General features: G+C 70.5%; 17 protein-coding genes, 2 pseudogenes and 1 riboswitch. Of the genes and pseudogenes, 13 read left to right on the top strand and 6 right to left on the bottom strand.

Annotated features, from left to right (window positions below; translation table 11 throughout):
• Window positions 1-76: 76 nt before the first annotated feature.
• Complete coding sequence (locus tag Phou_RS15945; protein WP_173056755.1) at window positions 77-835, top strand: DUF4230 domain-containing protein; 759 nt, start codon at window positions 77-79, stop codon at window positions 833-835.
• A 203-nt stretch (window positions 836-1,038) separates the two neighbouring features.
• On the top strand, window positions 1,039-2,268 hold the full coding sequence (locus Phou_RS15940; RefSeq protein ID WP_246273578.1) for a glycosyltransferase family 2 protein: 1,230 nt from the start codon (window positions 1,039-1,041) through the stop codon (window positions 2,266-2,268).
• A gap of 463 nt (window positions 2,269-2,731) precedes the next feature.
• Here the strand turns inward: Phou_RS15940 and Phou_RS15935 are convergent, their stop codons facing one another.
• Window positions 2,732-2,935: a PspC domain-containing protein gene (locus Phou_RS15935; protein WP_173056754.1), complete on the bottom strand. Its 204-nt coding sequence runs from the start codon at window positions 2,933-2,935 to the stop codon at window positions 2,732-2,734.
• 145 nt (window positions 2,936-3,080) lie between these two features.
• On the opposite strand from Phou_RS15935, the gene Phou_RS15930 reads away from it, so the two are divergent.
• The 3 genes from Phou_RS15930 to Phou_RS15920 all read left to right on the top strand — a co-directional run bounded on the left by Phou_RS15930 (window position 3,081) and on the right by Phou_RS15920 (window position 7,471).
• Window positions 3,081-4,877, top strand: a complete 1,797-nt coding sequence (locus tag Phou_RS15930) for a DUF5941 domain-containing protein (RefSeq protein ID WP_173056753.1) — start codon at window positions 3,081-3,083, stop codon at window positions 4,875-4,877.
• Between the two features lie 179 nt (window positions 4,878-5,056).
• Window positions 5,057-6,373 (top strand): ABC transporter ATP-binding protein, encoded by a 1,317-nt coding sequence (locus Phou_RS15925; protein ID WP_173056752.1) that lies wholly within the window; start codon window positions 5,057-5,059, stop codon window positions 6,371-6,373.
• A gap of 27 nt (window positions 6,374-6,400) precedes the next feature.
• Window positions 6,401-7,471: a hypothetical protein gene (locus tag Phou_RS15920; RefSeq protein ID WP_246273577.1), complete on the top strand. Its 1,071-nt coding sequence runs from the start codon at window positions 6,401-6,403 to the stop codon at window positions 7,469-7,471.
• A gap of 662 nt (window positions 7,472-8,133) precedes the next feature.
• Here the strand turns inward: Phou_RS15920 and Phou_RS15915 are convergent.
• Entirely contained in the window at window positions 8,134-9,141 is a 1,008-nt protein-coding gene (locus Phou_RS15915; RefSeq protein WP_173056751.1) for an acyl-CoA dehydrogenase family protein, read from the bottom strand.
• A 13-nt stretch (window positions 9,142-9,154) separates the two neighbouring features.
• Entirely contained in the window at window positions 9,155-9,622 is a 468-nt protein-coding gene (locus Phou_RS15910) for a DUF4442 domain-containing protein (protein WP_173056750.1), read from the bottom strand.
• Window positions 9,623-9,744: 122 nt separating this feature from the next.
• Here Phou_RS15910 and Phou_RS15905 point away from each other — a divergent pair, with 122 nt between their 5' ends.
• From Phou_RS15905 to Phou_RS56045, 4 genes and pseudogenes are all read left to right on the top strand, one after another.
• Entirely contained in the window at window positions 9,745-11,244 is a 1,500-nt protein-coding gene (locus Phou_RS15905; protein ID WP_173056749.1) for a multicopper oxidase family protein, read from the top strand.
• Between the two features lie 41 nt (window positions 11,245-11,285).
• Window positions 11,286-12,029, top strand: coding sequence for a beta-phosphoglucomutase family hydrolase (locus Phou_RS15900; RefSeq protein ID WP_173056748.1), 744 nt, complete (start codon window positions 11,286-11,288; stop codon window positions 12,027-12,029).
• A complete protein-coding gene (locus tag Phou_RS15895; protein ID WP_173056747.1) occupies window positions 12,026-14,395 on the top strand; it encodes a glycoside hydrolase family 65 protein in 2,370 nt (789 codons plus the stop codon). Before Phou_RS15900 ends, Phou_RS15895 begins: the two co-directional genes overlap by 4 nt.
• Window positions 14,396-14,777: 382 nt before the next feature.
• Window positions 14,778-14,981, top strand: a pseudogene (locus Phou_RS56045) (IS982 family transposase); the annotation flags it as partial.
• A gap of 402 nt (window positions 14,982-15,383) precedes the next feature.
• Here Phou_RS56045 and Phou_RS15890 read toward each other — a convergent pair.
• Both Phou_RS15890 and Phou_RS15885 read right to left on the bottom strand, forming a co-directional pair.
• The gene (locus Phou_RS15890) at window positions 15,384-16,418 is read right to left on the bottom strand and encodes a coiled-coil domain-containing protein (protein ID WP_173056746.1); all 1,035 of its coding nucleotides are present in this window, start codon (window positions 16,416-16,418) and stop codon (window positions 15,384-15,386) included.
• A gap of 3 nt (window positions 16,419-16,421) precedes the next feature.
• Window positions 16,422-16,553, bottom strand: a riboswitch (cyclic di-AMP (ydaO/yuaA leader).
• A gap of 146 nt (window positions 16,554-16,699) precedes the next feature.
• Complete coding sequence (locus Phou_RS15885) at window positions 16,700-18,244, bottom strand: glycoside hydrolase family 10-like protein (RefSeq protein WP_173056745.1); 1,545 nt, start codon at window positions 18,242-18,244, stop codon at window positions 16,700-16,702.
• 162 nt (window positions 18,245-18,406) lie between these two features.
• Between Phou_RS15885 and Phou_RS15880 the strand changes: the two genes are divergently transcribed.
• The 4 genes and pseudogenes from Phou_RS15880 (at window position 18,407) to Phou_RS52675 (ending at window position 24,516) form a co-directional block, all read left to right on the top strand.
• Complete coding sequence (locus Phou_RS15880) at window positions 18,407-21,619, top strand: S8 family peptidase (RefSeq protein ID WP_246273576.1); 3,213 nt, start codon at window positions 18,407-18,409, stop codon at window positions 21,617-21,619.
• A 424-nt stretch (window positions 21,620-22,043) separates the two neighbouring features.
• Window positions 22,044-22,335, top strand: a pseudogene (locus tag Phou_RS56040) (hypothetical protein); the annotation flags it as partial.
• Window positions 22,336-22,625: 290 nt separating this feature from the next.
• Complete coding sequence (locus Phou_RS15870; protein WP_173056744.1) at window positions 22,626-23,942, top strand: serine hydrolase domain-containing protein; 1,317 nt, start codon at window positions 22,626-22,628, stop codon at window positions 23,940-23,942.
• Between the two features lie 244 nt (window positions 23,943-24,186).
• Window positions 24,187-24,516: a TOTE conflict system archaeo-eukaryotic primase domain-containing protein gene (locus tag Phou_RS52675; RefSeq protein ID WP_246273575.1), complete on the top strand. Its 330-nt coding sequence runs from the start codon at window positions 24,187-24,189 to the stop codon at window positions 24,514-24,516.
• Between the two features lie 311 nt (window positions 24,517-24,827).
• On the opposite strand, the gene Phou_RS51120 is transcribed toward Phou_RS52675, so the two are convergent.
• Complete coding sequence (locus Phou_RS51120) at window positions 24,828-25,055, bottom strand: hypothetical protein (RefSeq protein WP_218579032.1); 228 nt, start codon at window positions 25,053-25,055, stop codon at window positions 24,828-24,830.
• Between the last annotated feature and the right edge of the window lie 203 nt (window positions 25,056-25,258).

The following is a 25,258-nucleotide window of genomic DNA, read 5'->3' as shown; positions in this document are numbered from 1 at the left end:
ATCAAGATGCGGGTGTCGTACCCGACCTTTACCGTTCTCTTAAGGGCGCAAGTCTGAAGAGGACGGTGATCGGGACATGGACCACCCGACCAGCGAGTTTCCCGAATACCAAAAAGGCCAGGCCACGGCGCAGGAGCCGCGGCCCGACCCGCGGTTTCACGACGACGACCAGAGTCCCGCCGAGACGCCCCGCGCGCGGCGGGGACGAGCCCTGTTCTTCATGGCCGGCGCCGTCGGCCTGATCGTGATCCTGGTGCTGAGCGTCCAAGCCGTCGGGCTGTGGCCGAGCTGGCGAAACCCGTTCGCCGAGGAGACCAAGGACCGCAGCCAGCCGCCGCTGCTCCAGTCGATCCAGGACCTGAGCCGCTACGTGGCCGCCGAGGGCAACTTCCAGGTCGTCATCGACCTTGAGCGCGACCGTAAGTACGTGCCGGACTTCCTGGTCAACCAGCGCACGCTGTTCGTCGGCGCCGGCTCGGTGGACGCATACGTCGACTTCGGCAAGATCGGCGACGGAGCGATCGTCGAGTCCGCCGACCGCACCTCGGCCGAGGTGACGCTGCCCGCGCCGCAGCTCACCGAGGCCTCGCTCGACCTGGAAAACAGCTACGTCTTCGCCGAGGAGCGCGGGCTGCTCAACCGGCTGGGCGAGGTGTTCGGCGGTGATCCCAACCGCCAGCAGGAGGTGTACCGGCTGGCGCAGGAGCGGATCACCGCAGCGGCGCGAGAAAGCGGCTTGGCGCAGCGGGCCGAGGAAAATACCCGCAACATGCTGACCGGCCTTCTGCGATCACTTGGTTACACACAGGTCAAGGTCACCTATACCGCCGCATAGCGACACGTGCGGTCGTAAGCGTGCATCGAAGGTGCGCGAAGTGTCCGCGCGGAGCGCGGACCGGGGTTGCCAGCGCCACCCGCTATCCTCATGCGGGTGGCGCGGGCCGCGGGCAACGCCCGGCAGGTCTGACCCACCTGCGATTTCATCGCGCGTAGAGTCCGCCGGCAAGGACAATCAGCACTGTGACCGGGAGTATGCCTGTGGCCAGCACCGTGGCGAAGGACGACGTCGACATCGAGGTCACCGTCCTGCTGCCCTGCCTCAACGAAGCGGAGACGCTCGAGGTCTGCGTGACCAAGGCGCGTCGCGCGCTCGACGAGCTGGGCGTGGTCGGAGAGGTGCTGGTCAGCGACAACGGCTCGACCGACGGGTCGCAGGACATCGCGATCAAGGCGGGCGCGCGGGTCGCGCACGCGCCGATCCGCGGCTACGGCGGGGCGCTGCTCAACGGCATCGCCGAAGCGCGCGGCAAGTACATCATCATGGGCGATGCGGACGATTCGTATGACTTGTCCAATCTTGAGCCCTTTATCCGGGAGCTGCGTGCCGGTCACGACCTCGTGATGGGCAACCGCTTCCGGGGCGGCATCGCCCCCGGTGCCATGCCGCCGCTGCACCGCTACCTGGGCAACCCGGTGCTGTCCTTCCTCGGCCGCCGCCTGTTCGGCAAGAGCCTCAGTCACGTCGGCGACTTCCACTGCGGCATCCGCGGCTTCAACCGCGACCGCATCCGCCAGCTCGGGCTCTGCATGCCCGGCATGGAGTTCGCCTCCGAGCTGGTGGTGCGCGCCGCGCTCAACGACTACGACATCGTCGAGGTGCCAACCACCCTCCAGCCCGACGGCCGCAGCCGCCCGCCGCACCTGCGCACCTGGCGCGACGGCTGGCGCCACCTGCGCTTCCTGCTGGTCTTCGCGCCGCGCAAGACGCTGATCTGGCCCGGCGCGATCCTGTTCGTCCTCGGCCTGATCGGCACGTCGATCCTGACGGTGGGCCCGCTGCGCGTGGCCGGCGTCGGCTTCGACATCAACACGCTCGTCTACACCTGCCTGGCCATGCTCGTGGGCACGCAGCTGCTGATGTTCGGCGCGTTCGCCCTGATCTACGGGCACAACGAGGGCATCACCAGCGAGCGCCAGTCCGAGCGGTGGATCCGCCTGGTCCGGCTGGAGACCTGCACCGCGGTCGGCGTGCTGCTCGTGCTGGTCGGCCTCGCCGGCAGCATCCTGGCATTCTCCGCCTGGGGCGCGCGCGGCTTCGGCGCCCAGGACCTGGGCGAGGCGCTCCGCGTGGTGCTGCCTTCGTCCACCTGCATCGGCGTGGGCCTCACCGTGATCTTCGCCGGCCTCTTCTCCAGCCTGCTGAGCCTGCGCCGCGTCAACTCGCCGGTGGCCAGCACCGCCGCGCAGCTCGCCTCCACCAACGCCTGAGGTGTGAGCGCCGGCGCGCTTCGGTCCGCTGGCGGCGGGGTGCGGCAGGCTCCAAAGCTGGGCGCATCGCTGCGCCCAGCCCCGGAGTGCGCCTTGGACGCGGCGGTGGCGTCCGGTGGGTCCACAGACCGGTGGGTGCTGGGCGCGATGCCGTTGCCGGAGGTGGCGGGCTGTCCTGAGGTCACGGACGTTGCGGCGCGACACCCTCGTTCCAGGTGGGGTGGGGCCGACCGTGGGTGGGTCCGGACCGCTGGTTCCGCGAACTCACCTCGCCAGCCTGCCGAGACACCAGCCGGACCTTGTGACGGTCGCCGACGCGGGGCTCTTGCACCGCGGAGGGTGAGGCCGCGGGAACGCACCCCGAGAAACGCTCCGCTGCGCTCCACGTTTCCCCGGGGCCCCGCGCAACGGTCCGGACCACCACGGACATCGCGGTAGCTCAATGTCATGTGGAAGGGCTCGGCTAGTGCGTGGCTGCGTAGCGGTCCTCGTTCGGCATGATGATCCACAGCGCGATGTAGATCACGAACTGCGGGCCGGGCAGCAGGCAGGAGATGAGGAAGATCAGCCGCATCGCGTTCGCGGAGATGCCGAAGCGGCGTCCGAGGCCGGCGCAGACACCGGCGATCATCCGTTGGTCTCGGGGTCGTACGAGTTTCGTCCTCATGTAGTCCACGGTATGAGCGGGCGGCGCCGCCCGCCTCCGCAGCGCGATGGACCGCGCCCTGAACGGCGCCTGAGGGCTTTCCCTGAGCTGGGCTGATGGCTGCTAACCTGGCCGGCGTCAATTCCTGGGGTAGGGCGGCTCATCGATGTTGGGTGTCATCGTCACCTCCGGGCTGGAGCTGACCGCCGGGCCCATCTCGGAGCAGTTGCGCGCTGCCGGTGCGGACAAGGTCGTGGCCGTCCCCGACCTCGCCGGTCTGGCCGGCATGGCCAGCACGTCCGAAGAGTCGTTGCTGATCTGCTCCGACGACCTCGTCGCACACACGGCCGTGCTCCGCCACCTGGCCACCAACCCGGCCGGCTCGACCGTCGCCCTGGTCGTCGAGGTGGCGTCCGGCTCCCGGGGCGAGCGGGTGCGCGAGGAGCGCGGCCGCCTGGTGCCCGGCGAGCCCAACGCGGCCTTCGCCGGCGCCCTGCGGGTCGACCCGCCCGAGCTGCCCGACCTGATGGCGGCCGCGCGCGGCGGGGTCGGGGTGGGCCTCGACTCGCTGCCCGAGGCCCTGCGCCGCGTGGGCGTCACGGTCTTCAGCCAGCGGGTGCGCCAGCTCGTCGCCGCCCGCGCCCGCGACGGCGTGGCGCGCGCGGCCGCCCAGGCCACGATCGCCGAGATCCACCCGGAGGAGGTCGAGCTGCGGCTGGCGGTGCGGGAGCGCGACGACCTCGTCGCGACGTACCTGGTCAGCTCCTGGTCACCGCGCCTCACCGGCTGGGCGGCCCGGGTGGGCGTCGGGCCCAACACGGTCACCGCCGCGTCGGTGGCGCTCGTGGTCGCCGCCGCGCTGCTGTTCTGGGCCGGCGGCCGGCCCGCGCTGGTGCTCGGCGCGCTCCTGCTCTACCTCGGCTTCGTGCTCGACCGGGTCGACGGCCAGCTGGCGCGGTACACGCGGCGCTTCAGCCCGTTCGGCGGGTGGCTCGACACGATGTCTGACCGGGTCAAGGAGGCCGTGGTCTACGCCGGGCTCGCGGCCGGCGCGCATGGCGACGGGTGGGCGCTCGCCGTCGGCGTCCTGCTGCTGGTCGCCGTGCGGCAGCAGACCGACACGTGGTACCTCGCGTTGCACGACGAGGCCGCCGCCCGCGCCACCCCGCGCACCGGGCGGCTCGGCCGGCTCTCCCACCGCGTGCAGTCCGACCAGGGCTCTCCCGCGTACTGGCTCAAGCAGACCGCCCTCTTCCCGATGGGCGCGCGGTGGGCCGTGATCGCGGTGTGCGCCGCGCTCTTCGACCAGCAGGTGGCGCTGGTGGCGGTGCTGGGGTGCATGGGACTCTCCGCCGCGTACACGCTGGTCCTGCGCACCGCCCGCGCGCTCTCGATGCGGGTGCCGGTCTTCGCGTCGGCCGACCCGACGCTCTACCGCGACGACGGTGCCGCCGCCCTCGTGCGGCGGTGGGCGGTCCAGCCGCTCGCCGTGGCCCTGCTCGCGGTGGTCGGCGCGGGGGTGGCGCTGCTCGTGGCGCGGTCGGGCGGGAGCGACGCGGTGGTCGCCGCCCTCGTCGCGTTGGTGCTCGTCGCCGCGCTCGGCGCGTGGCACCCGCACGACGGCCCGCTCGACTGGCTCGTGCCGGCGGCGCTGCGCGCGGCCGAGCTGCTCTTCGTGGTCGCGCTCGGCGTGGCGTACGGCGTGCCGCTACCCGTCGTGTACCTCCTGCTGGCCGCGCTCGCGCTGCACCACGCCGACTTCACGACGCGGCTGGAGAAGCGGATCGAGGGGCCGCCACTGCACCGTCTGGGGCTGGGCTGGGACGGCCGGGTGGCGGTGCTCGTCGTCGGCGCGTTGGCCGGTGCGGCCACCGCCGCGTTCGCGATGCTCGGCCTCTACGTTGTGGCGTTGGTGACCGTGGACGCGTGGCGGACGTGGAGTTACGGCGCCGCCGGGCGCTGACGCGTTTTTCCTGCCGGTTTGCGCCCCCATAGCCGGGGGTACGGAAAAACTCGTCTGAACTGGGCAGTAATCACCCTGTCACACCACGAACATGGCACGTTTACCCGATGGGCTGAAGCCGTAACGCTCGTCACAGTTACCTATTCGGGGGCCGGCAACGAAGCTGCGGGGAGGTGACGGTGACCACCGTCGCGCTCAAGGATGTCACCAAAGTTTTTCCAGATGGCACGGTAGCTGTCGACAACGTCAGCCTCGACGTTAACGATGGCGAATTCATGGTGCTCCTGGGCCCGTCGGGCTGCGGCAAGTCGACCGTGCTGCGCATGGTCGCCGGGCTGGAAGACCCGACCACGGGAGCGATCCTGCTTGACGGCGAGCTAGCCAACGATCTTCCGCCGCGCGACCGGCGGATAGCGATGGTTTTCCAGGATTTCGCGTTATATCCCCACATGACTGTTGGGGAGAATATTGGTTTTCCTCTACGTCTCTCCGGCGTCGACCAGCTCCCGCGCGGTGAGCGGGTGGCCGACGTCGCGAGCGCGCTCGGGATCGGCGACGTGCTCTCGCGCAAGCCCAGCCAGCTCTCCGGTGGTCAGCGCCAGCGGGTGGCGATGGGCCGGGCGATCGTGCGGCGACCGGGCCTGTTCCTGATGGACGAGCCGCTGTCCAACCTGGACAGTGGTCTGCGTGCCGAGCTGCGTGCCGAGATCTCCGGTCTGGTGCGCGAGCTGGGCGTCAGCACGATCTACGTGACGCACGACCAGGCCGAGGCGCTGACCATGGCCGACCGCGTCGCGATCATGCGCAAGGGCGTGCTCCAGGACGTGGGCACACCCACCCAGGTGTACGGGCGGCCCGCCACCCTCTACGTCGCCGCCTTCCTCGGCAGCCCCCGCATGAACCTGCTGGAGGCGTCGGTCTACGTGCACCTCGACCGGTACGTCGCGCTCAACCTCGGCGAGCAGGCGCTCTACCTGCCGTGGGACGACATCCGGGCCCGTGCGGTGGCGCACTACCACGGTGAGCGGATCGTGGTCGGCATGCGGGCGGAGGCCCTCACGCCGGTGGCGCCGGGCACGCCGGGCGACGTGTTGCAGGGGCGCATCCGATACCTGGAGCACCACGGGCACGAGTCGCTCGCGTTCCTGGACATCGGAGCCACCGCCATCCTGGTCGACGACCTGGGTGGGCCGGTCACCGACACCGAAGGGGCCAACGGCACAAGCCGCCTGCGCCGCTTCGGCCACGTGATGCAGCGGCTCACCGGGCGCGCGGCCGGGGAGACGGGGCGGCCGGAGCCGGCGATGGGGCAGGGCAACCGCACCAGCGTGCTGAGCGACCCGGGCCGCCACCACCGCCGTCCGGCCGAGCTCGCGGTGCGGCTGGCGCCGTACCCCGCGGTGTCCGCGGGGCATCCGCTGGCCATTTCGGTACGGATGGACGCGCTGCACTTCTTCGACGAGCGCGGCGATCGGATCGATGTGGGGTGGCGGTAGTCACACCCGCTGCCCTACCGTCAGCGGATGTCCGCTAACGGTTCTGGGTTGCTCGTGATCGAGCGCATCCTGCGCGATCGGCAGAGCATCTGGCAGCAGATCGTCGATGAGCGGGAGCTGGGCCAGCTGACCACACACATGCTGGCCAGCTCCGCCATCGCGTTGGCACTTTACGGCGCGGTCCTGGGCGCCTTCCACAGCTTCCTGATGGCGCTGACGTCGGCAGCGAAGCTCCCGCTGCTCTTCCTCGTCACGCTGGCGATCTGCCTGCCGACGCTCTACCTGTTCAACCTGGTCTTCGGTGCGCGGCTGTCGGTGCGGCAGGCGCTCGCGATGGTCATGGTGGCCATCACGGTCACCGCGATGCTGGCCGTGGCGTTCGCCCCGATCAGCCTCTTCTTCCTCATCACCGCACCCGACTACGGCTTCTTCAAACTGCTCAACGTCGCGATCCTCACGCTCTCGGCGATCGTCGGCCTCCGCTTCCTGACCAGCGGCATGCAGGTGCTCAACGAGCACGGCCTGCTGGCACCGGCCGTGCAGCCCGCCGCGGCCCCCGCGGTGCCCGCCGCCGTCCCGGCCCAGCCGGCTCCCGCCGAGGCCGTCCCGGTCACCCCGATCTCAGCCGTACCCGCCACAGCGGTGCCCGCCGCCGCACCCGCCGCGGTCAACGGCGGTGCCGCGTCCACTGTGGTCAGTGCGCCGCTGCCGCCGCCCCCACCGCTGCCGGTCGCGGCCGGCTGGGACCCGGGCGCCCGCGGTGGCTACCCCCCACACCGGCCCCCGCCCGCAGCGCCCGCCAGCTCGCGACGGCCAGCGCCCGGCGAGCATGACGCTGCTGTACATCTGGATCCTGCTGTTCGGCTTCGTGGGCACCCAGCTCGCGTGGACGCTGCGGCCGTTCTTCGGCAGTCCTGGGCAGGAGTTCGCGCTGTTCCGCAGCATCGAGGGCAACTTCTACGCCGAGATCCTGCGGACGATCGCCGACCTGTTCTGACCGTGTGTCCCAGCGCCCGCCTGGCAGTCAGGCGGGCGCTGGACCCGAGGCGACACCCGCAGGCAAGCCCTCCACGCAAGCCGGCGCGCGCCACGTGGTGATCGCCCTGGTCGGCTCCGGCGTCGGCGCCTGGCGATCCAGGGCGGACGCTGCGAGGGACCCGAATCCTGTGGGGCCGCCCCAGCCCGGACCCCACGCCGAGCGATCCGGGACGGACGCTGCGGGGCACCCTGGCCGGACCCCGCCCGGTCCGGCCACAGGCCACGCCACTGAACACCAGCAGCCACGCCCGTGTCGCCGCGCAGGCGCACGCCGCATGCGGTGACGATGGGCTGCGGGTTTGTCTCACCGTCACCCCAGCTCTCTATGGCCTTGCCCCCCGGCAAGGGCAACCCCAGCCGTGCCGAACCGACCAAGGGATCTGGCTGGTGCCTTCGCGGCCTGGTCCGGCGCAAGGCAGCGCCGCCGTGGCGGTCCGTGACAATCGATCAAGGGCCGGCTGGACTCCGGCTCGCCTCGACAGTCCTTTTCAAACAGGGCCTGGATCTGCGGGAGCAGGCTCTTCGGGGTGACCTATGCGACCGCGGAGGGTGAGGCCGCGGGAACGCACCCCAAGAAAACGCTCCGCTGCGCTCCACGTTTCCCCGGGGCCCCGCGCAACGGTCCGGACCACGACGGACAGAGAGCGGTAGCCCAAAATTTCGGCTAGTGCGGTGGGCCACCAACGGACCCGGAACTCTGCGCCCGGCAGGGCGTCACCGCACTAGCCCACCTTCCGCGAGACAAGGTCGAGCAGCGCGGCCTTGATCGGCGGGCGGGAGCCGAACACCAGCAGGAACATCGCCTCGCGCACCAGCCGCTGCGCGTGGTGGTCGCGCAGCACCGAGCGTGCCCCGCTCGCCACCGCCAGCGTCGTGGCCGCGCGCATCGCCAGCTCGGACGCGGCCGCGCGGGCGGCGGGGAGAGCTTCCGGTGCGGCGGCGTCCAGCGCGGCGCGGCACCCATCCAGCTCGGCGTCCAGACCGCTCGGCCCGAGCAGGTCCAGGTCGGCGTGCAGACCGCTCGGCCCCAGCAGGCGAATGGCGCGGGCGGCGACGCCGAGGGCGAAGGAGCCGTTCATCCGCAGCCCGGCGGCGTCCCGTGGACCCCACTGCGCGTAGGGCATCGTGGTGGCCACCCGCTCGGCCGGCACGACGTGGCCCTCGAAGGTCACCTCGACCGTGGAGCTGGCGTCGACGGCGGCCAGCTCCAAGGGCTGCACGCTGAGCGTCGGGCCGGGCACGGCGTCCACCAGCAGCCAGATCGCGGTGTCCGAGGCGTCGCGCGCGGCGGTCAGCAGGACGTCGATCATGCCCCAGCCGGTGACCCACGGGGAGCTGCCGTCCAGCTCGTACCCGCCGTCGACAGCGGTGGCGCGCACCGATGGCGGGCCGGGGCGCAGGCCACCCAGCGCGACGCCGGCGCGGCGCTCGCCGCGGCGTAGTGGGTCTAGCCACTCCTCGATCAGGTCGGGGCGCTCGCTGTCCGCCACCGCGCGCACCGCGCTGTGGTGCTGCATCCACACGAACGTGGTGGCGAGGCAGCCACCCGCCAGCGTCTCCACGAGCAGCGCCGGATGCGGCACGTCGCCGGCGGCCATGCCGTAGAAGCCCGCGGACGCCAGCAGGTCGAGGTGGCCGGCCGGGATCACGCCGGTGGCGTCGACCTCGAGTGCGGCGGGGAAGAGCACGTCGTCGGCGATCTGCCGCGCCTTGTCGAGCGGGTCGGTCACGCCTGCACGGTACTCAGCGCGGCGGCCGCAAGGTCCAGATCACCGTCATCTCGGCCGTGGTCTCGCCGTCCTCCGTGCCGATCTCGACAAGCACCGGAAACTCCGGGCGGGTGCCCTCGGCCAGCTCGGCGGCGACCTCCGCCACCGGGCGGCCGAGGCGTGCCGTCGCGCGAACGGTGCCGAGCGCCAGCCGCTTGTACGCGATCTCGGCCCGGACCGCCAGCGGCACCGCGCGGTCGAGCAGGTGGCCGAACGCGGCCAGCACCACCGCGCCGGACGCGGTCTCGCCGAGCGTGAAGATGGCGCCCGCGTGCGGGCCGCCGACGTGGTTGTGCGTCGCGGGCGAGTCGGGCAGGCGGACGACCGCGCTGACGCCGCCCTCGCCGTCTGGTGTGGCGTCGACGAACTCGAAACCGAGGGTGCGAGCGAACGGCACCGCTTGGAGCATCCCGGCGCCGACGGCCTGCGCGTCGATGGACATGCGCGAGATGTTACCCGCAAGTAACCCTGGAAGGGACCCCCATTCCGCCCTGAGAACGTGGACGCGTGGCCATATAGGTAGCCAAGCTACATGTAGAGAGATTAGGAGTGGGAGTGGGACGCATGAGACGACGAACAGGCGTGGCGCTGATCGCCGCGGGCGCAGTGCTGGCACTCTGCTGCGGCGGTGGGGCGGTGGCCGCCGTGGTGGCGTGGACGGGTGCGGACCTCGACACGACCGGCAAGGTCGACTTTCGGAACGCGCTGGCCGTGCCGCCGCTGGCCGAGTCGCGGGTGGACGGCGAGGGGCGTCGCGTGTTCGACCTGCGCGCGCAGGAGGGGCGTACCGACCTCGGGCAGGGCCGACCCACCCGCACCTGGGGCTTCAACGGCGACCACCTCGGACCCACCCTCCGCGCCAAGCGTGGCGAACGGGTCCTGGTGAACGTCGTCAACGGCCTCGCCGAACCCACCAGCGTGCACTGGCACGGCATGCACCTGCCGGCGCGCATGGACGGCGGGCCGCACCAGGAGGTCCGCCCCGGCGCCACCTGGTCGCCGACCTGGACAGTGGACCAGCCGGCCGCGACGCTCTGGTACCACCCGCACCCGCATGGCCAGACCGCCCGCCACGTGCAGCGCGGGCTGGCCGGCATGTTCATCCTCGACGACGAGCCCACGCGGAAGCTGGCGCTGCCTCACGACTACGGCACCGACGACATCCCCGTGATCGTCCAGGACCGCTCGTTCGACGGAGACGGGCAGATCGAGGACGGCGGCGGTACCGGCGACACCGTGCTCGTCAACGGGACCGTCGCGCCCTACCTGGACGTGCGCACCGAGCGGGTCCGCCTGCGGCTGCTCAACGCGTCGGCCGCTCGGACGTACTCGTTCGGGTTGTCGGACGGCCGCCGGTTCACGCTGATCGGCACCGACGGCGGGCTGCTGCCGGCGCCACACGACATGAGCCGCATCCGGCTCTCGCCGGGTGAGCGCGCGGAGATCATCGTGGCGTTTCGGCCGGATGAACGGGTGACGCTTCGTAGTTACCCAGCTGATCTCGACAACCCCGTAACCGACCGTTTCGGGGGTGGGAGGGACACCTTGGACGTACTCCAGCTGCGTACGGAGAGTAACCTTGCGCCCTCGCCAGCGGTGCCCGCGGCGCTCGCGCCGATCGAACGACTGGACCCGGGTGAAGCGGTGAAGACGCGCGAGTTCACCCTCTCCGGGCGCCAGATCAACGGCAAGAAGATGGATATGAGCCGGATCGACGCGGTCGTCACCAAGGACACCACAGAAGTTTGGGAAATCACTAAAGAGGACGGCACGGCGCACAGTTTCCACGTCCATGACGTGCAGTTTCAGGTCCTCTCCGTGGGCGGGGCGCCGCCACCGGCCGAGCTGAGTGGCTGGAAGGACACGGTGTTGCTGGCACCGAACGAGACCGTAAAGATCATCGCGCGATTCGCCGACTACGCCGATCCGGACGTGCCGTACATGTACCACTGCCACGTGCTCAAACATGAAGATGCGGGGATGATGGGCCAGTTCGTGGTGGTGGAGCCGGGACAGAAGGCAGGCCGGCCCGCCACTCACGGTGACCATGAAAGTCACGGGTGAGCCGGCAGTTTCGTAAGAGGTTTTGCGGTTACTCTGTCCGGGTGTTGGGACTCCCCGATGGCGTTACCGCCTGTTTGTTTGATCTAGACGGTGTGCTCACGCAAACCGCCAAGGTGCACAACGCCGCCTGGAAGGAGACCTTCGACGCCTACCTACGCGCCCGTGCCGAGCGCGACGGTGAGCCGTTCCGCGCGTTTGACCCGGGCGACGACTACAACAAGTTCGTCGATGGCCGGCCGCGGGCGGACGGCGTCCGCACCTTCCTCGGCTCGCGGGGCATCACCCTGCCCGAGGGCAGCCCGGACGACGCGCCGGACCTGGAAACGATCAACGGCATCGGCAACCGTAAGAATGAGTTGCTGCTCCGCCACATCCGCGAGGACGGGGTGGAGGTCTATGAGGGCTCGGTCACCTATCTGAAGGCCGTCCGTGAGTCAGGATTGCGTCGCGCTGTGGTCTCTGCAAGCGCCAATTGCCGCGATATCCTGACCGTTACGGGCCTCATCGACGAGGTCGAAGTGGTCGTCGACGGCATCGTCGCCCGACGCGACAATCTGCGCGGCAAGCCGCACCCCGATACCTTCCTTGACGCAGCTAAGCTGCTCGGCGTCGCGCCGTCGGCTGCGGCCGTTTTCGAAGACGCCCTGGCCGGTGTGGAGGCCGGCCGCGCCGGCGAGTTCGGCTTTGTCGTCGGGGTTGACCGGGTCGGGCAAACCGACGCGCTTTACAAGCACGGCGCCCACATCGTCGTGCGCGACCTCAGTGAGTTGCTGGAGAATCCATGATCCGTGAGCGGGCTTACCCGGTCGAGCCCTGGCACGTCCGGGAGACCCGGCTCGACCTCGATGTGCTGGCTCAGTCTGAGTCGGTCTTCGCGCTGTCCAATGGCCACATTGGACTCCGCGGTAACCTTGACGAGGGTGAACCGCACGGGTTGCCGGGCACCTATCTCAACTCGTTCTACGAGTTGCGACCCCTGCCCTACGCGGAGGCCGGCTACGGCTTCCCCGAATCCGGGCAGACGGTAGTCAACGTCACGAACGGCAAGCTCATCCGCCTGCTGGTCGACGACGAGCCTTTCGACGTCAGATACGGCGAGGTGCGCACCCACCAGCGCGTCCTCGACCTCCAGGCGGGCACGCTCGACCGCACGGTCGAGTGGGTGTCGCCGGCCGGGCGGGCGGTGCGCGTGCACAGCACCCGCCTGGTCTCCTTCACGCAGCGCGCGGTCGCCGCGATCTGCTACGAGGTGGAGGTGGCCGACGACCGCCCGCTGCGCCTGATCGTGCAGTCCGAGCTCGTCGCCAACGAGGAGCTGCCGGCCACCCGCAAGGACCCTCGCGTGGCCGCCGTGCTCAAGGCGCCGCTCAAGGCGGAGGAGCACCTGGCGACCGCCGCCGGTGGCCTGCTGATCCACCGCACCAAAAAGAGCGGCCTGCGGATGGCAGCCGCGATGGAGCACGAGATCTCCGGGCCGGAGCGCACGTCGATCAGCACCGAGTCCTACCCGGACTTCGCCCGCACCACGGTCGCGACCGTGCTCAAGCCGGGCGAAAAGCTGCGGGTCGTCAAGATCCTCGCGTACGGCTGGTCGAGCCGCCGCTCGTTCCCGGCGCTGCGCGACCAGGTCGGCGCGGCGGTCGCCTCGGCCAAGTTCTCCGGCTGGGACGGGCTGGTCCGCGAGCAGCGCAAGTACCTTGACGCTTTCTGGGACGCGGCCGATGTGCGGCTGGACGGCGACCCCGAGGTGCAGCAGGCGGTGCGCTTCGCGCTCTTCCACGTGCTGCAGGCGGGCGCCCGCGCGGAGATGCGGCCGATCGCGGCCAAGGGCCTCACCGGGCCGGGGTACGACGGGCACGTCTTCTGGGACACCGAGACGTTCGTGCTGCCCGTGCTCACGTACACCCAGCCGGAGGCGGTGACGCACGGCCTGCGGTGGCGGCACGCGACGCTCGACCTGGCGCGGGAGCGGGCGCAGACGCTGGGGCTCAAGGGCGCCGCGTTCCCGTGGCGCACCGTGCGCGGTCACGAGTGCTCCGGCTACTGGCCGGCCGGCACCGCGGCCTTCCACATCGGCGCGGACATCGCCGACGCGGTCCAGCGGTACGTGGTGGCCACCGGCGACCACGACTTCGAGCGCGAAGTGGGCCTGGAGCTGCTGGTCGACACGGCGCGGCTGTGGCGCTCGCTGGGGCACCACGACCGGCACGGCGTCTTCCACATCGACGGCGTCACCGGCCCCGACGAGTACACCGCGGTGGTCAACGACAACATCTACACAAACCTGATGGCGCAGAAAAACCTCGTCGGCGCCGCCGACGCGGCCCTGCGCCACCCGGAGCAGGCCCGCCGGCTCGGCGTCGACGAGGAGGAGGCGGCGTCCTGGCGCGACGCGGCCGCCGCGATGCACATCCCGTACGACAAGGAGCTCGGGGTACACCAGCAGTGCGAGGAGTTCACCCGGCTCCAGGAGTGGGACTTCGCGGCCACCCCGCCCAGCGGCTACCCGCTGCTGCTGAACTACCCGTACTTCGACCTGTACCGCAAGCAGGTCATCAAGCAGGCCGACCTGGTACTGGCGATGCACTGGCGGGGTGACGCGTTCACGCCCGAGCAGAAGGCGCGCAACTTCGCCTACTACGAGCAGCGCACCGTTCGCGACTCGTCGCTCTCCTCGTGCACCCAGGCGGTCATGGCCGCGGAGGTGGGCCACCTGGAGCTGGCCCACGACTACCTCGGCGAGGCCGCGCTGATGGACCTGCACGACATCCACAACAACACGCGGGAGGGCCTGCACATCGCAGCGCTCGCCGGCGCATGGTTGTCGGTGGTGGCGGGTCTGGGCGGCATGCGCGACCACGGCGGCAGCCTGTCGTTCGCACCGCGCCTGCCCAGCCGGATCAACCTGATGGAGTTCTCGCTCCTCTGGCGCGGCCTGCGGCTGCGGGTCGCGGTGCAGCCGCACGAGGTGACGTACTCACTGCGCAACGGCGGCGACGGCGCCAAGCTCGACCTGCTGCACCACGGCGAGCACGTCACGGTCACCAGCGACAGCCCGCTGACGCTGCCGATCCCGGCACTGTCACCGGTGGGCCCGCCGCCGCGCCAGCCCTTCGGCCGGGCCCCCGCCCGCCGGATGCCCGACCAGTAAATCGCAACGGCGAGAAAGGCCCCGCGCGGTCAGCACGGGGCCTTTCCCATGCGGATGTGCCCCGGCCCGCGTCAGCTGCGGACCGCACGCTCCCGCGGGCACCGCTCCGGCCGGCGGCTCGCCAGGGCTCGCCGACTTCCCCGGCCTCCGCTGCCAGGTCCGCACGACAAGCACACCCACACGCCCCTTTCCTTGTTGATCAGGGAGTTGGTGGGCGTGTCTGCCGGCGTGTTCCCACGAAGTATTCGGTTGGTTGTAGAGCCGTGGTCGCATCGATCGCACAGTGCGTGGATACCGACGATTGGCGTGGACCACCGCGTCGGGTTGTTGACCCTGGCCGCGGCACAGTTGCCGCTCGGCTCCGGTCCGTGGACCCAGCCCGACAGCCAAGCGCTCGGATCTGGTCGGCTGGGCTGGTTACGGCCACTGTGCCCACTCCCGGTTCTCTGGGCGGGCTGCCGATCACGCGGGCGTTGCCCGCGCCGAAGCTCGACGAACGACCCGTCCTGACCGTGGTCCTGGACCACCACTCTGACCTGCTCACCGAGAACGGCCCGGGCTGCTGAACATCGCGGACATAGGCCACCAGCCGACCCCTGACCATGTCCCCTGACTGACCACTAATCCGCCATCAGGCGACAGCCCTCGGTATCTTCCCAGCTCACGGTGTCCGTGCGCAGTGGCCGACCTTACGGGGTAAGGCATGGACTGCAAGATCCACCTGTCTGATCTTTCCCTACCTGTGCTTCTGCAGATCTTCGAGCTGGATTACGCGAGTCCGCCCAGAGTTCGGTGCCGTCGTCGCGGTCGGTGACTGTCGATCAGGTGCAGGCGGTGTGAGCTTCGAGACCTTGGTGAGTTAGCGCGTTATTTCGCCGCTAACTTGCCAAGATTTGCCGGAGCGGGCTCCTGGGGTGAGCTGGGCGACCGCGGAGGGTGAGGCCGCGGGAGCAACGGTCCGGACCACGGCGGACATCGCGGTAGCTCGCTAAAGCATCGATATGTGTACGTGGTTGGTGTGGTCGCTCGACGGGTCGCCGCCCGCGCCGCTGTACGACTTCCAGCCGGTGGCGGGGGACCAGAACTGGCGGTACCAGATCACGTACATCACGCCCAGGCGGTCGGCGTTGCGCACGAAGAAGGCGGCGAGGTTGTTGCCGTAGAGCTTGTCGCCGCCGGTGGCGTCGCCGCCGAAGCCGTTTGGCTCGGAGGAGAAGTCGCAGGCGCGGCCCTTGGGGTGCTCGAACGGCCCGCCGGGACGGAAGCAGTTGACGAAGCGTTTGAAGCCCAGCCGCTGGGTTTCCTTGAGCATGTGCAGCGTGCGGGGCGTGATGCAGCGGCCGGTGGTCGGGTCTTCGGCGGTGCAGCCCTGCGAGGAGAAGCCGCCGTCGCTGTTGCGTGGCGCCGGGCGGGCTTCGGGTGAGGTGGCGCTCACGAAGCCGCCGGTTGCCTTGCCGCCGACCAGTTGTAGCGCCTTTTCCGCCTCGGACTTCTGCCGGGCCATGATGGTGAGCTGCTTCTGCTCTTCCTTGACCTCGATGTCGATGGCGGCCTTGGCGCGGCTGGCCTGGGTGAGGGCGGCGTTGAGCTTCGCGAGCTTTGCGTTGTCGCGGGCGGCGAGCATGTCCAGCGCGGCCGCGCGCTCCAGGAACTCGTCCGGCGAGGCGCTGTTGAGCAGCAGGCTCATCGGGCCGATGCGGCCGTTTCGGTAGGAGGTGCCGGCCACGAGCGCTACCTCGGGCTCCATCTCCTTGATGGTCTCTTGAGCCTTTTCCAGCTCAAGCTGGAGCTGAAGCTGGCGGCCACGTGACTTGGTGACGGCGTTTCGGGCGTCGATGTAGCCCTTGCTCGTTTCGGAGAGCACGTCCCGCAGCAGCGGGGTGCCGCCCTCGTCGCCGGGGGTGGGCTTCGGCGCGGCGGATGCCCCACCTGGCCCGATGGCCACCCCGGAAAGCAGCGTGGCCGCCGCAGCGGCCAGGGCTACGGCCAGCGACCAGCGCCGGCGACGTACGGATGCCGTCATGCACAGTCCTCCCATCAGCCGCCGGCCGGGTTAGCTGACGGGTTCGGGACGGAAGGATCCCTACCGCTGTGCGGATTCACCCCAGTTACCTGGTTCCCCGACTCGCCCGTGCGGGCGATTAGGCGGCGGTGTGCCGCCGGCGCCGTGGGGGCACCGTCACGCGGCAAACCGCGGGAAAGCTTACCGGATCGACAGTGGACTCCAGCAACGCTCTGACCTGGGAAAAGCGTAGAAATCGCGTTAGCGGGCAACGACGTTCGGTAATGGATAGCGATGCGTGTCTACGCGACAACGCGTGGTTCGCTAGCGTTTCCTTCGTTCCACAGTCGATCGAGGCCGGTGACGCAGTACGTGTGCGGCCCCTCGCTCTTCGCGGTGTCGACCCAGGTCGTGCCGCGTGTCGTGGCCACCAGCCGGGCCGCTTCGCCGTCGACCCGGTAGACCGCGTAGCTCGTCGCGTCGCCGTCCCAGCGGAGCCGCACGCCGCTGTCCACGCGGTCGGCCTCGACCTCGGGCGCGGGTGGCCGCTTGCCCGGCAGGTGTGACATTGCCGGCACCAGCGCGGGCTCGCCGTAGTGCGCCTGCGCGTAGCGTGATACCGCGCCCAGGCGGTCGGCCTTCACCTGCCGCGCGCTGAAGTGGATGCTGCCGGTCACCCGGTACTTGCGGTTGAGTGCCAGCTGCTTGTCCAGCTCGTCCGGCTTGCTCCAGGCGCCCTTCTGCCCGATGCGGTAGTCGGCCTGGCCGACATAGAGCTGCACGGGGCTGTTGGCCACCAGCTCCGACCACCACGGCAGCAGCTTGGCGTAGTCGGCGATCGCGAAGCCGATGTGCCAGTACAGCTGCGGCACGATGTAGTCGACCCACCGCTCCTGCACCCACCGCCGCGTGTCGGCGTAGATCGCGTCGTAGCTCTGCAGGCCGCGCGTGGGCGAGCCGAGCGGGTCGGTGGACGCGTTGCGCCAGATGCCGAACGGGCTGATGCCGAACTTCACCCACGGCTTGGCCGCCTTGATCCGCTCGTTCGTCTCCTTCACCAGCAGGTTGACGTTGTCGCGGCGCCAGTCGGCCTTGTTGGTGATCCCCCGGCCATGTGCCTTGAACGCGGCCGCGTCGTTGAAGTCCTCGCGCCCCTTGGGGTACGGGTAGAAGAAGTCGTCGAAGTGCACGCCGTCCAGGTCGTACCGGTTGACCGCGTCGAGGATCGAGTCCTCCACAAACTTGCGTGCCTCCGGGATGCCGGGGTTGTAGTGCAGGCGGCTGCCCTTGCCCTTGGCCGGGTAGGCGACCGCCCAGTCGGGGTGCGCGCGGAGCGGGTGGTCCGGCGGCAGTTCGGCGAAGACGCCGGAGCGGTGCGCCTTGTAGGGGTTGAACCAGGCGTGGAACTCCACGTTGCGGGCGTGCGCCTCCGCGATCATGAACTCCATCGGGTCCCACCCCGGCCCCTGCCCGTCGGCACGTCCGGTCAGGTAGTACGACCACGGTGCGTAGTCCGACTCCCAGAACGCGTCACCGGCCGGCCGCACGTGCACGAACACCGCGTTGTGCCCGCGGCGCTGTGCGAGGTCGAGCCACTCCCGGTACTCCTTCTTGACCTGCTCCTCGGGCAAACCGGGGCGACTCGGCCAGTCGGTGTTGTTGACCGTGGTCAGCCACATACCGCGCAGCTGGCGGGTGGCGGTGACCGGGTGGCCGGCGCAGGTGCTGGTCACGGCGGCGGGTTCGGGGGCTGCGTCCGGTCGGGTCTGCCAACGAGCGATACCGAGGGTGACGAGGATGACGGCAGCCAGCAGCACTGCCAGCTGGACCCGGGGGAGGTGGCCCATCGCACCACTATGCCCCGAGCGAGCGGGGTGAGCGAAATGGCAGGCAACCCGAAGCGAGATGGCATGCAACCCGAAACGGATGTCCATGCGTCTACGTGTTGATCCTCGCGACGAAGGGGGCACGGCGTGTTTGGGTACAAATCGCGCATCGCATCCGCGACGGTGATCTTGCTGCTGTTCGCGCTGATCCACCCGACCTCGGCCGCCGCCGCGTCCACTGTGGACCCAGGTCCGTTGCCGCCCGGGCAGACCTACACGGTGACGCTGCTGAGCGGCGACGTCGTGACCGTGCACACCCGCGCGACAGGGTGCCCGGTGGTGAGCGTGCGCCCCGCGACACCGGACGGCGTGCTGCAGCGCTCCTGTGGGGCCGACGGCCACGTGCGGGTCATCCCGGGCCGGGTCGCCTCGCTGATCGGCAAGGTGCTCGACGAGGACCTCTTCGACGTCACAACTTTGATCATGGAAGGGTACGACGACGCCCGTACCAAGGAATTGCCCTTGATCGTGCGACCCGGCACGCCCGCCGCCGCGTCGCGGGCGCCGCTCGCCGCGGGCCTGCGCGCCAAGCGTGACCTGCCCAGCGTCGCCGCGGTGGCCGGGCGGCAGGCCAAGGACGGCGGCGCCGCGTTCGTGCGGGCGCTGCCCGCCGACGGCGCGAAGGTGTGGCTGGACCGCCGCGTCCGCGCCACCGCCATCCTCGACCGCAACATCACACAGGTGGCCGCGCCGCGCGCCTGGACCAGCGGGTACACCGGCGTGGGCGCGAAGATCGCCATCCTCGACACCGGCGTGGACCCGACCCACCCCGACCTGGCCGGCCGCGTCACCGAGAAGGTCGACTTCACGGTCGAGGGCGGCGACGCGATCGACCGGCACGGGCACGGCACCCACGTCGCGGCGGTCGCGGCCGGCTCGGGCGCGGGTGCCCGCGGCGAGCGCAGCGGCATCGCGCCCGGCGCCGACCTGCTCGCCGGCAAGGTGCTCGACGACCAGGGCAACGGCATGGATTCGCAGGTCATCGCCGGTATGGAGTGGGCGGCCAGCCGCGCCGACGTGGTCAACATGAGCCTCGGCGGCTGGGAGCCGAGTGACGGCACAGACCCGATGTCGATGGCCGTGGACACGCTGACCAGGAAGCACGGGACGCTCTTCGTGGTGGCCGCGGGCAACGACGGGTACGCCGACCGCCTCATCACCGCGCCCGCCGCCGCAGCCAGCGCCCTCACGGTCGGCGCGGTGGACGCGCGCGACCGCCTCGCCGACTTCTCCAGCCGCGGACCCGTCATCAACACGAACGCCGCCAAGCCCGAGATCGTCGCCCCCGGCGTCGACATCGTGGCCGCCCGCGCGGCCGGCACCGCGATGGGGCGGGTGGTCGACGAAAGGTACACGGCCGCTTCCGGCACCTCAATGGCCGCGCCACACGTCGCCGGCGCCGCCGCGCTGCTCGTGCAGCGCCACCCCGGCTGGGATGCCACCCGCCTCAAGGCGGCGCTGGTGGGCGCGGCGGACCGGCTGCCGGGCGCCGACCCGTACGAGGTGGGTGCCGGCCGCCTCGACGCGACCGCCGTCCTCGACAGCGTGGTCGGCGGCCAGGGCGTGGTCAACCTCGGGCCCGTCACCTCCTCCACGACCCTGACCTGGACGAACACCGGCGACTCGATGGTCGCCATGCCGCTCGGCGTGCGCGTCGTCGACCGCCACGGCGCCACCTTCCCGGCCGCCACCGTGACGCCGCGCCTGCTGGCCATGCGCCCGGGTGCGACCGGCACCGCCACGCTGCGTGTCGACCGGTCGGGCCTGGCGCCCGGCTTCTACGCCGCGACGGTCAGCGGCACGCTTGTCACCTTCCAGGTCGAGCCGCCCAGTCACGAGCTCACGCTCACCATGACCACACTCCCGAATGCGCCGGATCTGTCGGACATCGCTGCCTTCGGCAACATCGTCAACCTCGACGACCCCGCGGCCTACGCGGTCAGCTTCTACCTCTCACCCGAGGGCACCATCCGGGTACGCGTGCCGGCCGGCCGCTTCAGCGTCGTCGGGTCGGTGTGGGAGTTTGCCGAGCGGCAGCGGGTCGCCCTCACCGGCGATCCCGACGTGACCATCGCCGCCGACACCACCGTCGTGCTCGACGCCGCGTCGGCCCGCCCCGTGAGCATGGCGGTCGAGGGCGTGAAAACCGAGGCCAGCGCGGTGGGCATCCTCTACGAGCAGCGCGGCCGCCGCGGTGGCTCCTGGGACGATTTCGCGTACGCCTGGGGCGAGGACGCCCGCCTCGGCAGTGTCTTCGCGGTGCCGATGGAGCAGCCCGAGGTGGGGGAGTTCCACGCGTACACGGCGGCCGGCCTGCACGCGTCCGGCGCCCGCCTCTACGACCTGATCCACGCCCACCCGTCGGGGCTCACCGACCTCTCGCCGGTGATGAGCACCGCCTCGCTGATCCGCATCGACCAGCGCTTCCACCGCCTCGACGCGCCGGACGAGGTCACCGGACACAAGCGGTACGGCCTCGCACCATCCGGCCTCTTCGTCCTGGAAAACTTCACCACGGACGTCACCGGCAACAGGGTGGATTATGTATCGCCCGGCTACGCGTGGATCGACGAGGCCTTCTACGCCGGCGGGGTGGTCACCCAGGAGCCGGCGCGGACCTACGCGCCGGGCAGCCGCCACCAGAAGACGTGGGTACGGCAGCCGCTGCGCACCGACTTCTACGACGCGGCCGAACCGTCACCGAGCGGCTGCGTGCCGACGCCGCCCAGCCGCACGCGCGGCAACCTGCACATCCAGCTTGTCGAGCTGACCGACCAGCACCAGCGTTTCGCCTGCTTCGACTGGGAGGCGGCCGCGCGCCGGCTTGCTCTCTACCGGGACGGCGCGCTGCTGGGGGAGCACCAGGCATCGGCCGGCGACTTCGCTGTTCCAGCTGCTGCTGGCGCCTACCGCCTTACGTACGACCTGGACGTGAGCGGCGTGCTGCCCGTGTCGACGCGGGTGAACACGGCGTGGACGTTCAGGTCGGCCGCCCCCCGCGGCACCGGCAGCGCGCCGCTGCCGCTGCTGTCGGTGGACTACGCGCTGCCGCTGACGTTTGCCAACCATCCGGCTGGGGGTGCGGCGGAGTTCGCCGTGCTGCAGGCCGTTGGGGTGCCACGGCAGAAGGTGACGTCGTTCCGCCTGTGGACCTCCCTGGACGACGGGGTGACGTGGCGCCCGGTGTCGGTGCGGTCGGTGGGCAGTGACCGGTATCGAGCGGTGCTCCCGGCAGGGTCGGCGGTGTCGGGTTCGGCCGTGTCGCTGAAGGTGTCGGTGTCGGCGAACGGTGGCAGCGCGTTCGAGCAGACCATCATCCGCGCGTATAGGTCGTAGCTTCGTCGGGTTGGGCCGCTTCGAGCGGTCGCCCCAGTACACGTGGTGGCCGTCGCTGGCCTCGAGCAAGCCGTGGGGCTGCCACCGCGGACTCGATGCTGTCCAGAGTTTCTGCGCCGAACACCCGGCAGGCCGTCGGTGACTTCGGCGGGCCGGTGATGAAGCGTTGGCGTCCAAAGGCGTGGCCGAGCTGGCCAGGTTCGAGGTGCGACCGCAGCTGGGCACGGCTCGGACCAGCGCAGAACGGTCAGGGTCCGGGTCAGCCTCGCCGCGAAGTGGCAAGCGATGCGCCGGGTCGGCTGCAGCCCGCAGAATCGATCCAGCGCGTGATCGAAGACGGAGTACACGTGTTGGTCCTGGGTCAGTCTGCCTTGCTGCAGGTCTTGGACCAGCTCCGTCGATGATCATTGACAACCGCCGCCGCAGACAGCTGGGCGCCGACAGCGGGATCTCCAAGTCCGAGGTTTGCCGGATCTACGCCGACCTGGACGGGGAAGTCGCCATGTTTCGTGACCGCTCTCTGGCCGCCGGCGCGTTCGCGTACACGTTCCTGGCCGGCCACCTACTGCGAGGCCGTCTTTCTGCGCTCCTTGAAGGCGCGAGGGTTTGGGCGGGTTGAGCTGGTCGTCTCGATGCCCACAGGCCTCCAGACCGCGATCGTCCGACCCGACGCCAGCCACGTGCGCGGCAACCTCGACGTCATCGCCGGCATGCTTTGCCCAACTCGGTGGCGGTCGGCGTGGTTCCGGCGGATCGTGGACGTGCTGCCCCTTTGGAGGGCGTCGACGTCCATGATCACAGGACTGGGTGACCGGTGGCCGCCCCTATGGCGGTGAGCGGGGCCGGGCGGCGGGTTGGACCGGCGTAGCCGGTTGCTTGGGGTGAGGTCCTGCACAGCGGAGGGTGAGGCCGCGGGAGCAACGGTCCGGACCACCGCGGACGTCGCGGTAGCTCTCATCTTCTTCGGGGTTTTGCACAGGTCTGTGGGCGTGGCACGATCCACGCCGTGTCCGTGTCTCGCCGAACCGTCCTGGGTGCCGGCCTGGCCGCCGCCACCGCGGGGCTGGCTGGCTGCGGGCCGCAGCCTTCCTCCGCGACGTGGGCGACGCCTGGCGAGTCCTCGTCGGCCGGGCCGGTGTCGTCGCCTCCGGGACGTTCTGCTGGGCCGTCCGCTTCGGCGTCGCCGTCGGCGCCGGCCGCGGTGCGGGACGACAAGTTGGCGGCTGAGCTGGAGCGCTTCCTCAAGCCGACCAAGGAGAATCCGAAGCACCCGACCTACGCTGGGGCGGTTGCGCTGGTCATGGTCGACGGCAAGGTCAAGGCGCAGGTGGCGGTCGGTCACGCGCTGCGCTACAACGCCGGGCCGGTTGAGCTGCCGGCCGCCAGGCGCGTCGCGATGCGGGCCGACTCGGTGTTCGACCTCGCGTCGCTGACCAAGGTGTACACGGCCATTCTCGTGCTGCGGCAGGTCGACAAGGGGAAGCTCGACCTCGCGGCGCCGGTGGTCGAATATTTGCCGGACTTCACGGGCGCGGGCAAGGCGGACGTCACGGTCCGCATGCTGCTGACCCACACGAGTGGCCTGCCCGTCGGCGCCACGGTGGCCGGCCTGCCGGACCTGGCCGCCAAGCGCAAGGCGGTGCTCGCGACGCCGCTCGTTAAGGGGGCCGTGCCTGGGAAGGTGTTCCGCTACTCCAGCACCGGGCTGATGGTGGCCGCCCAACTCGTCGAGAAGGTCACCGGCGTCACGCTCGACCGCGCGCTGAAGGCCGAGCTGACGGGGCCGATGGGGTTGCGGGACACGGGGTTCAAGCCGCTGGGGTGGGTCTCGTCGAAGGAGCGGCTGGTGGCGACGGACGCGCGTTCGTCGCGAGGGCTGCTGCGCGGCACCGTGCACGACGATGTCGCCAACCAGATGGGCGGCGTGGCGGGCAGCGCCGGCATCTTCGCGACCGCCCGTGACGTGGCCGCGATCGGGCAGATGTTGCTGGACGGTGGTGGCGGCGTCCTGAAGGCCGCCACCGTCAAGGCGATGCTGACCAATGCCAACCGCGGGCTGCCGGCGGTCGATCCCGAGCGGCCGGGGCGGCCGTCGGACCATGGGCTGGGCGTGGTGCTGCGGCAGCCATGGTTTATGGGCAAGCTTTCGACGGCGGCGACGTTCGGGCATACAGGATTTACGGGTACGTCACTGTTGGTGGAGCCGAAGCGGAAGTTGGTGCTGGCGCTGCTGACGAATCGCGCACACCCCAACTGGTCGTGGGCCAACCCGGACCCCATGCGCGTGGCTATTGCCAACGTGGTGGCGGAGTTGGTCGGCTAGCGGAGGGCGTTCTGTGATACGCCGGCCGGGACCGTTAGGACGAAGCGCGGGCGCGTCAGCGGCTGCGCGGCGAGAATACGCGCCTGTCGCGACTGTTGGATTTGCGTGGACAGGTTACCGCTCCGGCGCCTGAGCAGCTTTCTGCGGCGGTCGCCCCACCGGGGTTGGTCGTGATGGCGTCGCCGGTCGAGGACAAGCTGGCCTTGTACGCCGACCGGTTTCGGGCGCGGACCGACGTGTGTTCTTGACCGAGGCGGTCTCCGCCGCTGTCGCACGTTCCGTCGGCACTGCGCTGGTGCACGAGGCGATCGTGCTGCGTGGATCGATGGACCTGCGCTCCTACGACCGCCTGTTCCCAAACCAGGACGTCCTGCCCGAGGGCGGCTTCGGCAACCTCGTCGCCGCGCCGCCGCAAGGCCGGCGTCGCCGGGACGGGCTGACCCTGTTCCTCGACCTCGCCACACTCGAGCTGCTCGCGGCCCGCCAGGACGCCCTGGACATCGCGGAAAGGAGCTCGACGCGCGCGAACAGGCCCGGAACGCGACGGCCGACGAAGTGTCCACACTGGAGGTGAGCCTGCGGCAGGCCCGGGTCCGCCTGGCCACCGCGGAAGCCGCGCTCGGTGCTGACCATCGTGACCAGCTTCGCCGCCGCGACAAGCTGGACGCCGAGGTCGACCGGCTCCGCGCACTGATAGAGGAGCTGACCACGCGCCTGACGAACGCGAAGGTCGCCGCCGGCCGTGCCGACGAGGTCCTCAGTGGACACGAGCGCCGCCGCGCGGAGGCTGAGCTGGCCAGAGACAGGGCGATAGCGGCGCTGTGGGCGGCGGTCGACGGTGGGTTGGCCGAGCCGGTGAGCCTCGTCCTGCCGGTGCGGCGCACCCTACAGGCCGCTCGCGAGCTGGCGGCGGTGGCTCGTCGGGAACTTGCCGTCGACGCCCAGACCGCCGACGAGGAGCGGGCGTGGCGACGCTGCTACCAGCGGCTGGAGGAGCTGCGGCAGGGCCTGCTGCCCAACCGCGAGGCTCGGGTGCTGGACGACGAGGCGACCTCTGGTATCCAGCAGGTCGTGGTGCTGGCCGATCCGACCAGCGGATGGCAGCCCCCTCACCGGGCCGCCGACGCGCTGGCCGAGCGTCCGCGAGCAGCGGAACAACTACGACGCCGAGCAACAACGTGTCCTTACGACGCTGCTCGGCTCGACCTTCATCGAGCACTTCAAAGACCGGCTGGACTACACGGCGCGCACGTTCGCCAACATCAACGAGCAGCTCGCGAGGCACCCGACACGGCACGGCAACGCGGTCCGCGTGA

Source organism: Phytohabitans houttuyneae, assembly GCF_011764425.1.
In the GTDB taxonomy this organism is placed as follows: Bacteria; Actinomycetota; Actinomycetes; order Mycobacteriales; family Micromonosporaceae; genus Phytohabitans; species Phytohabitans houttuyneae.
Note: the sequence above shows the minus strand (reverse complement) of the source record. Positions and strands in the feature narration are given on the sequence as shown.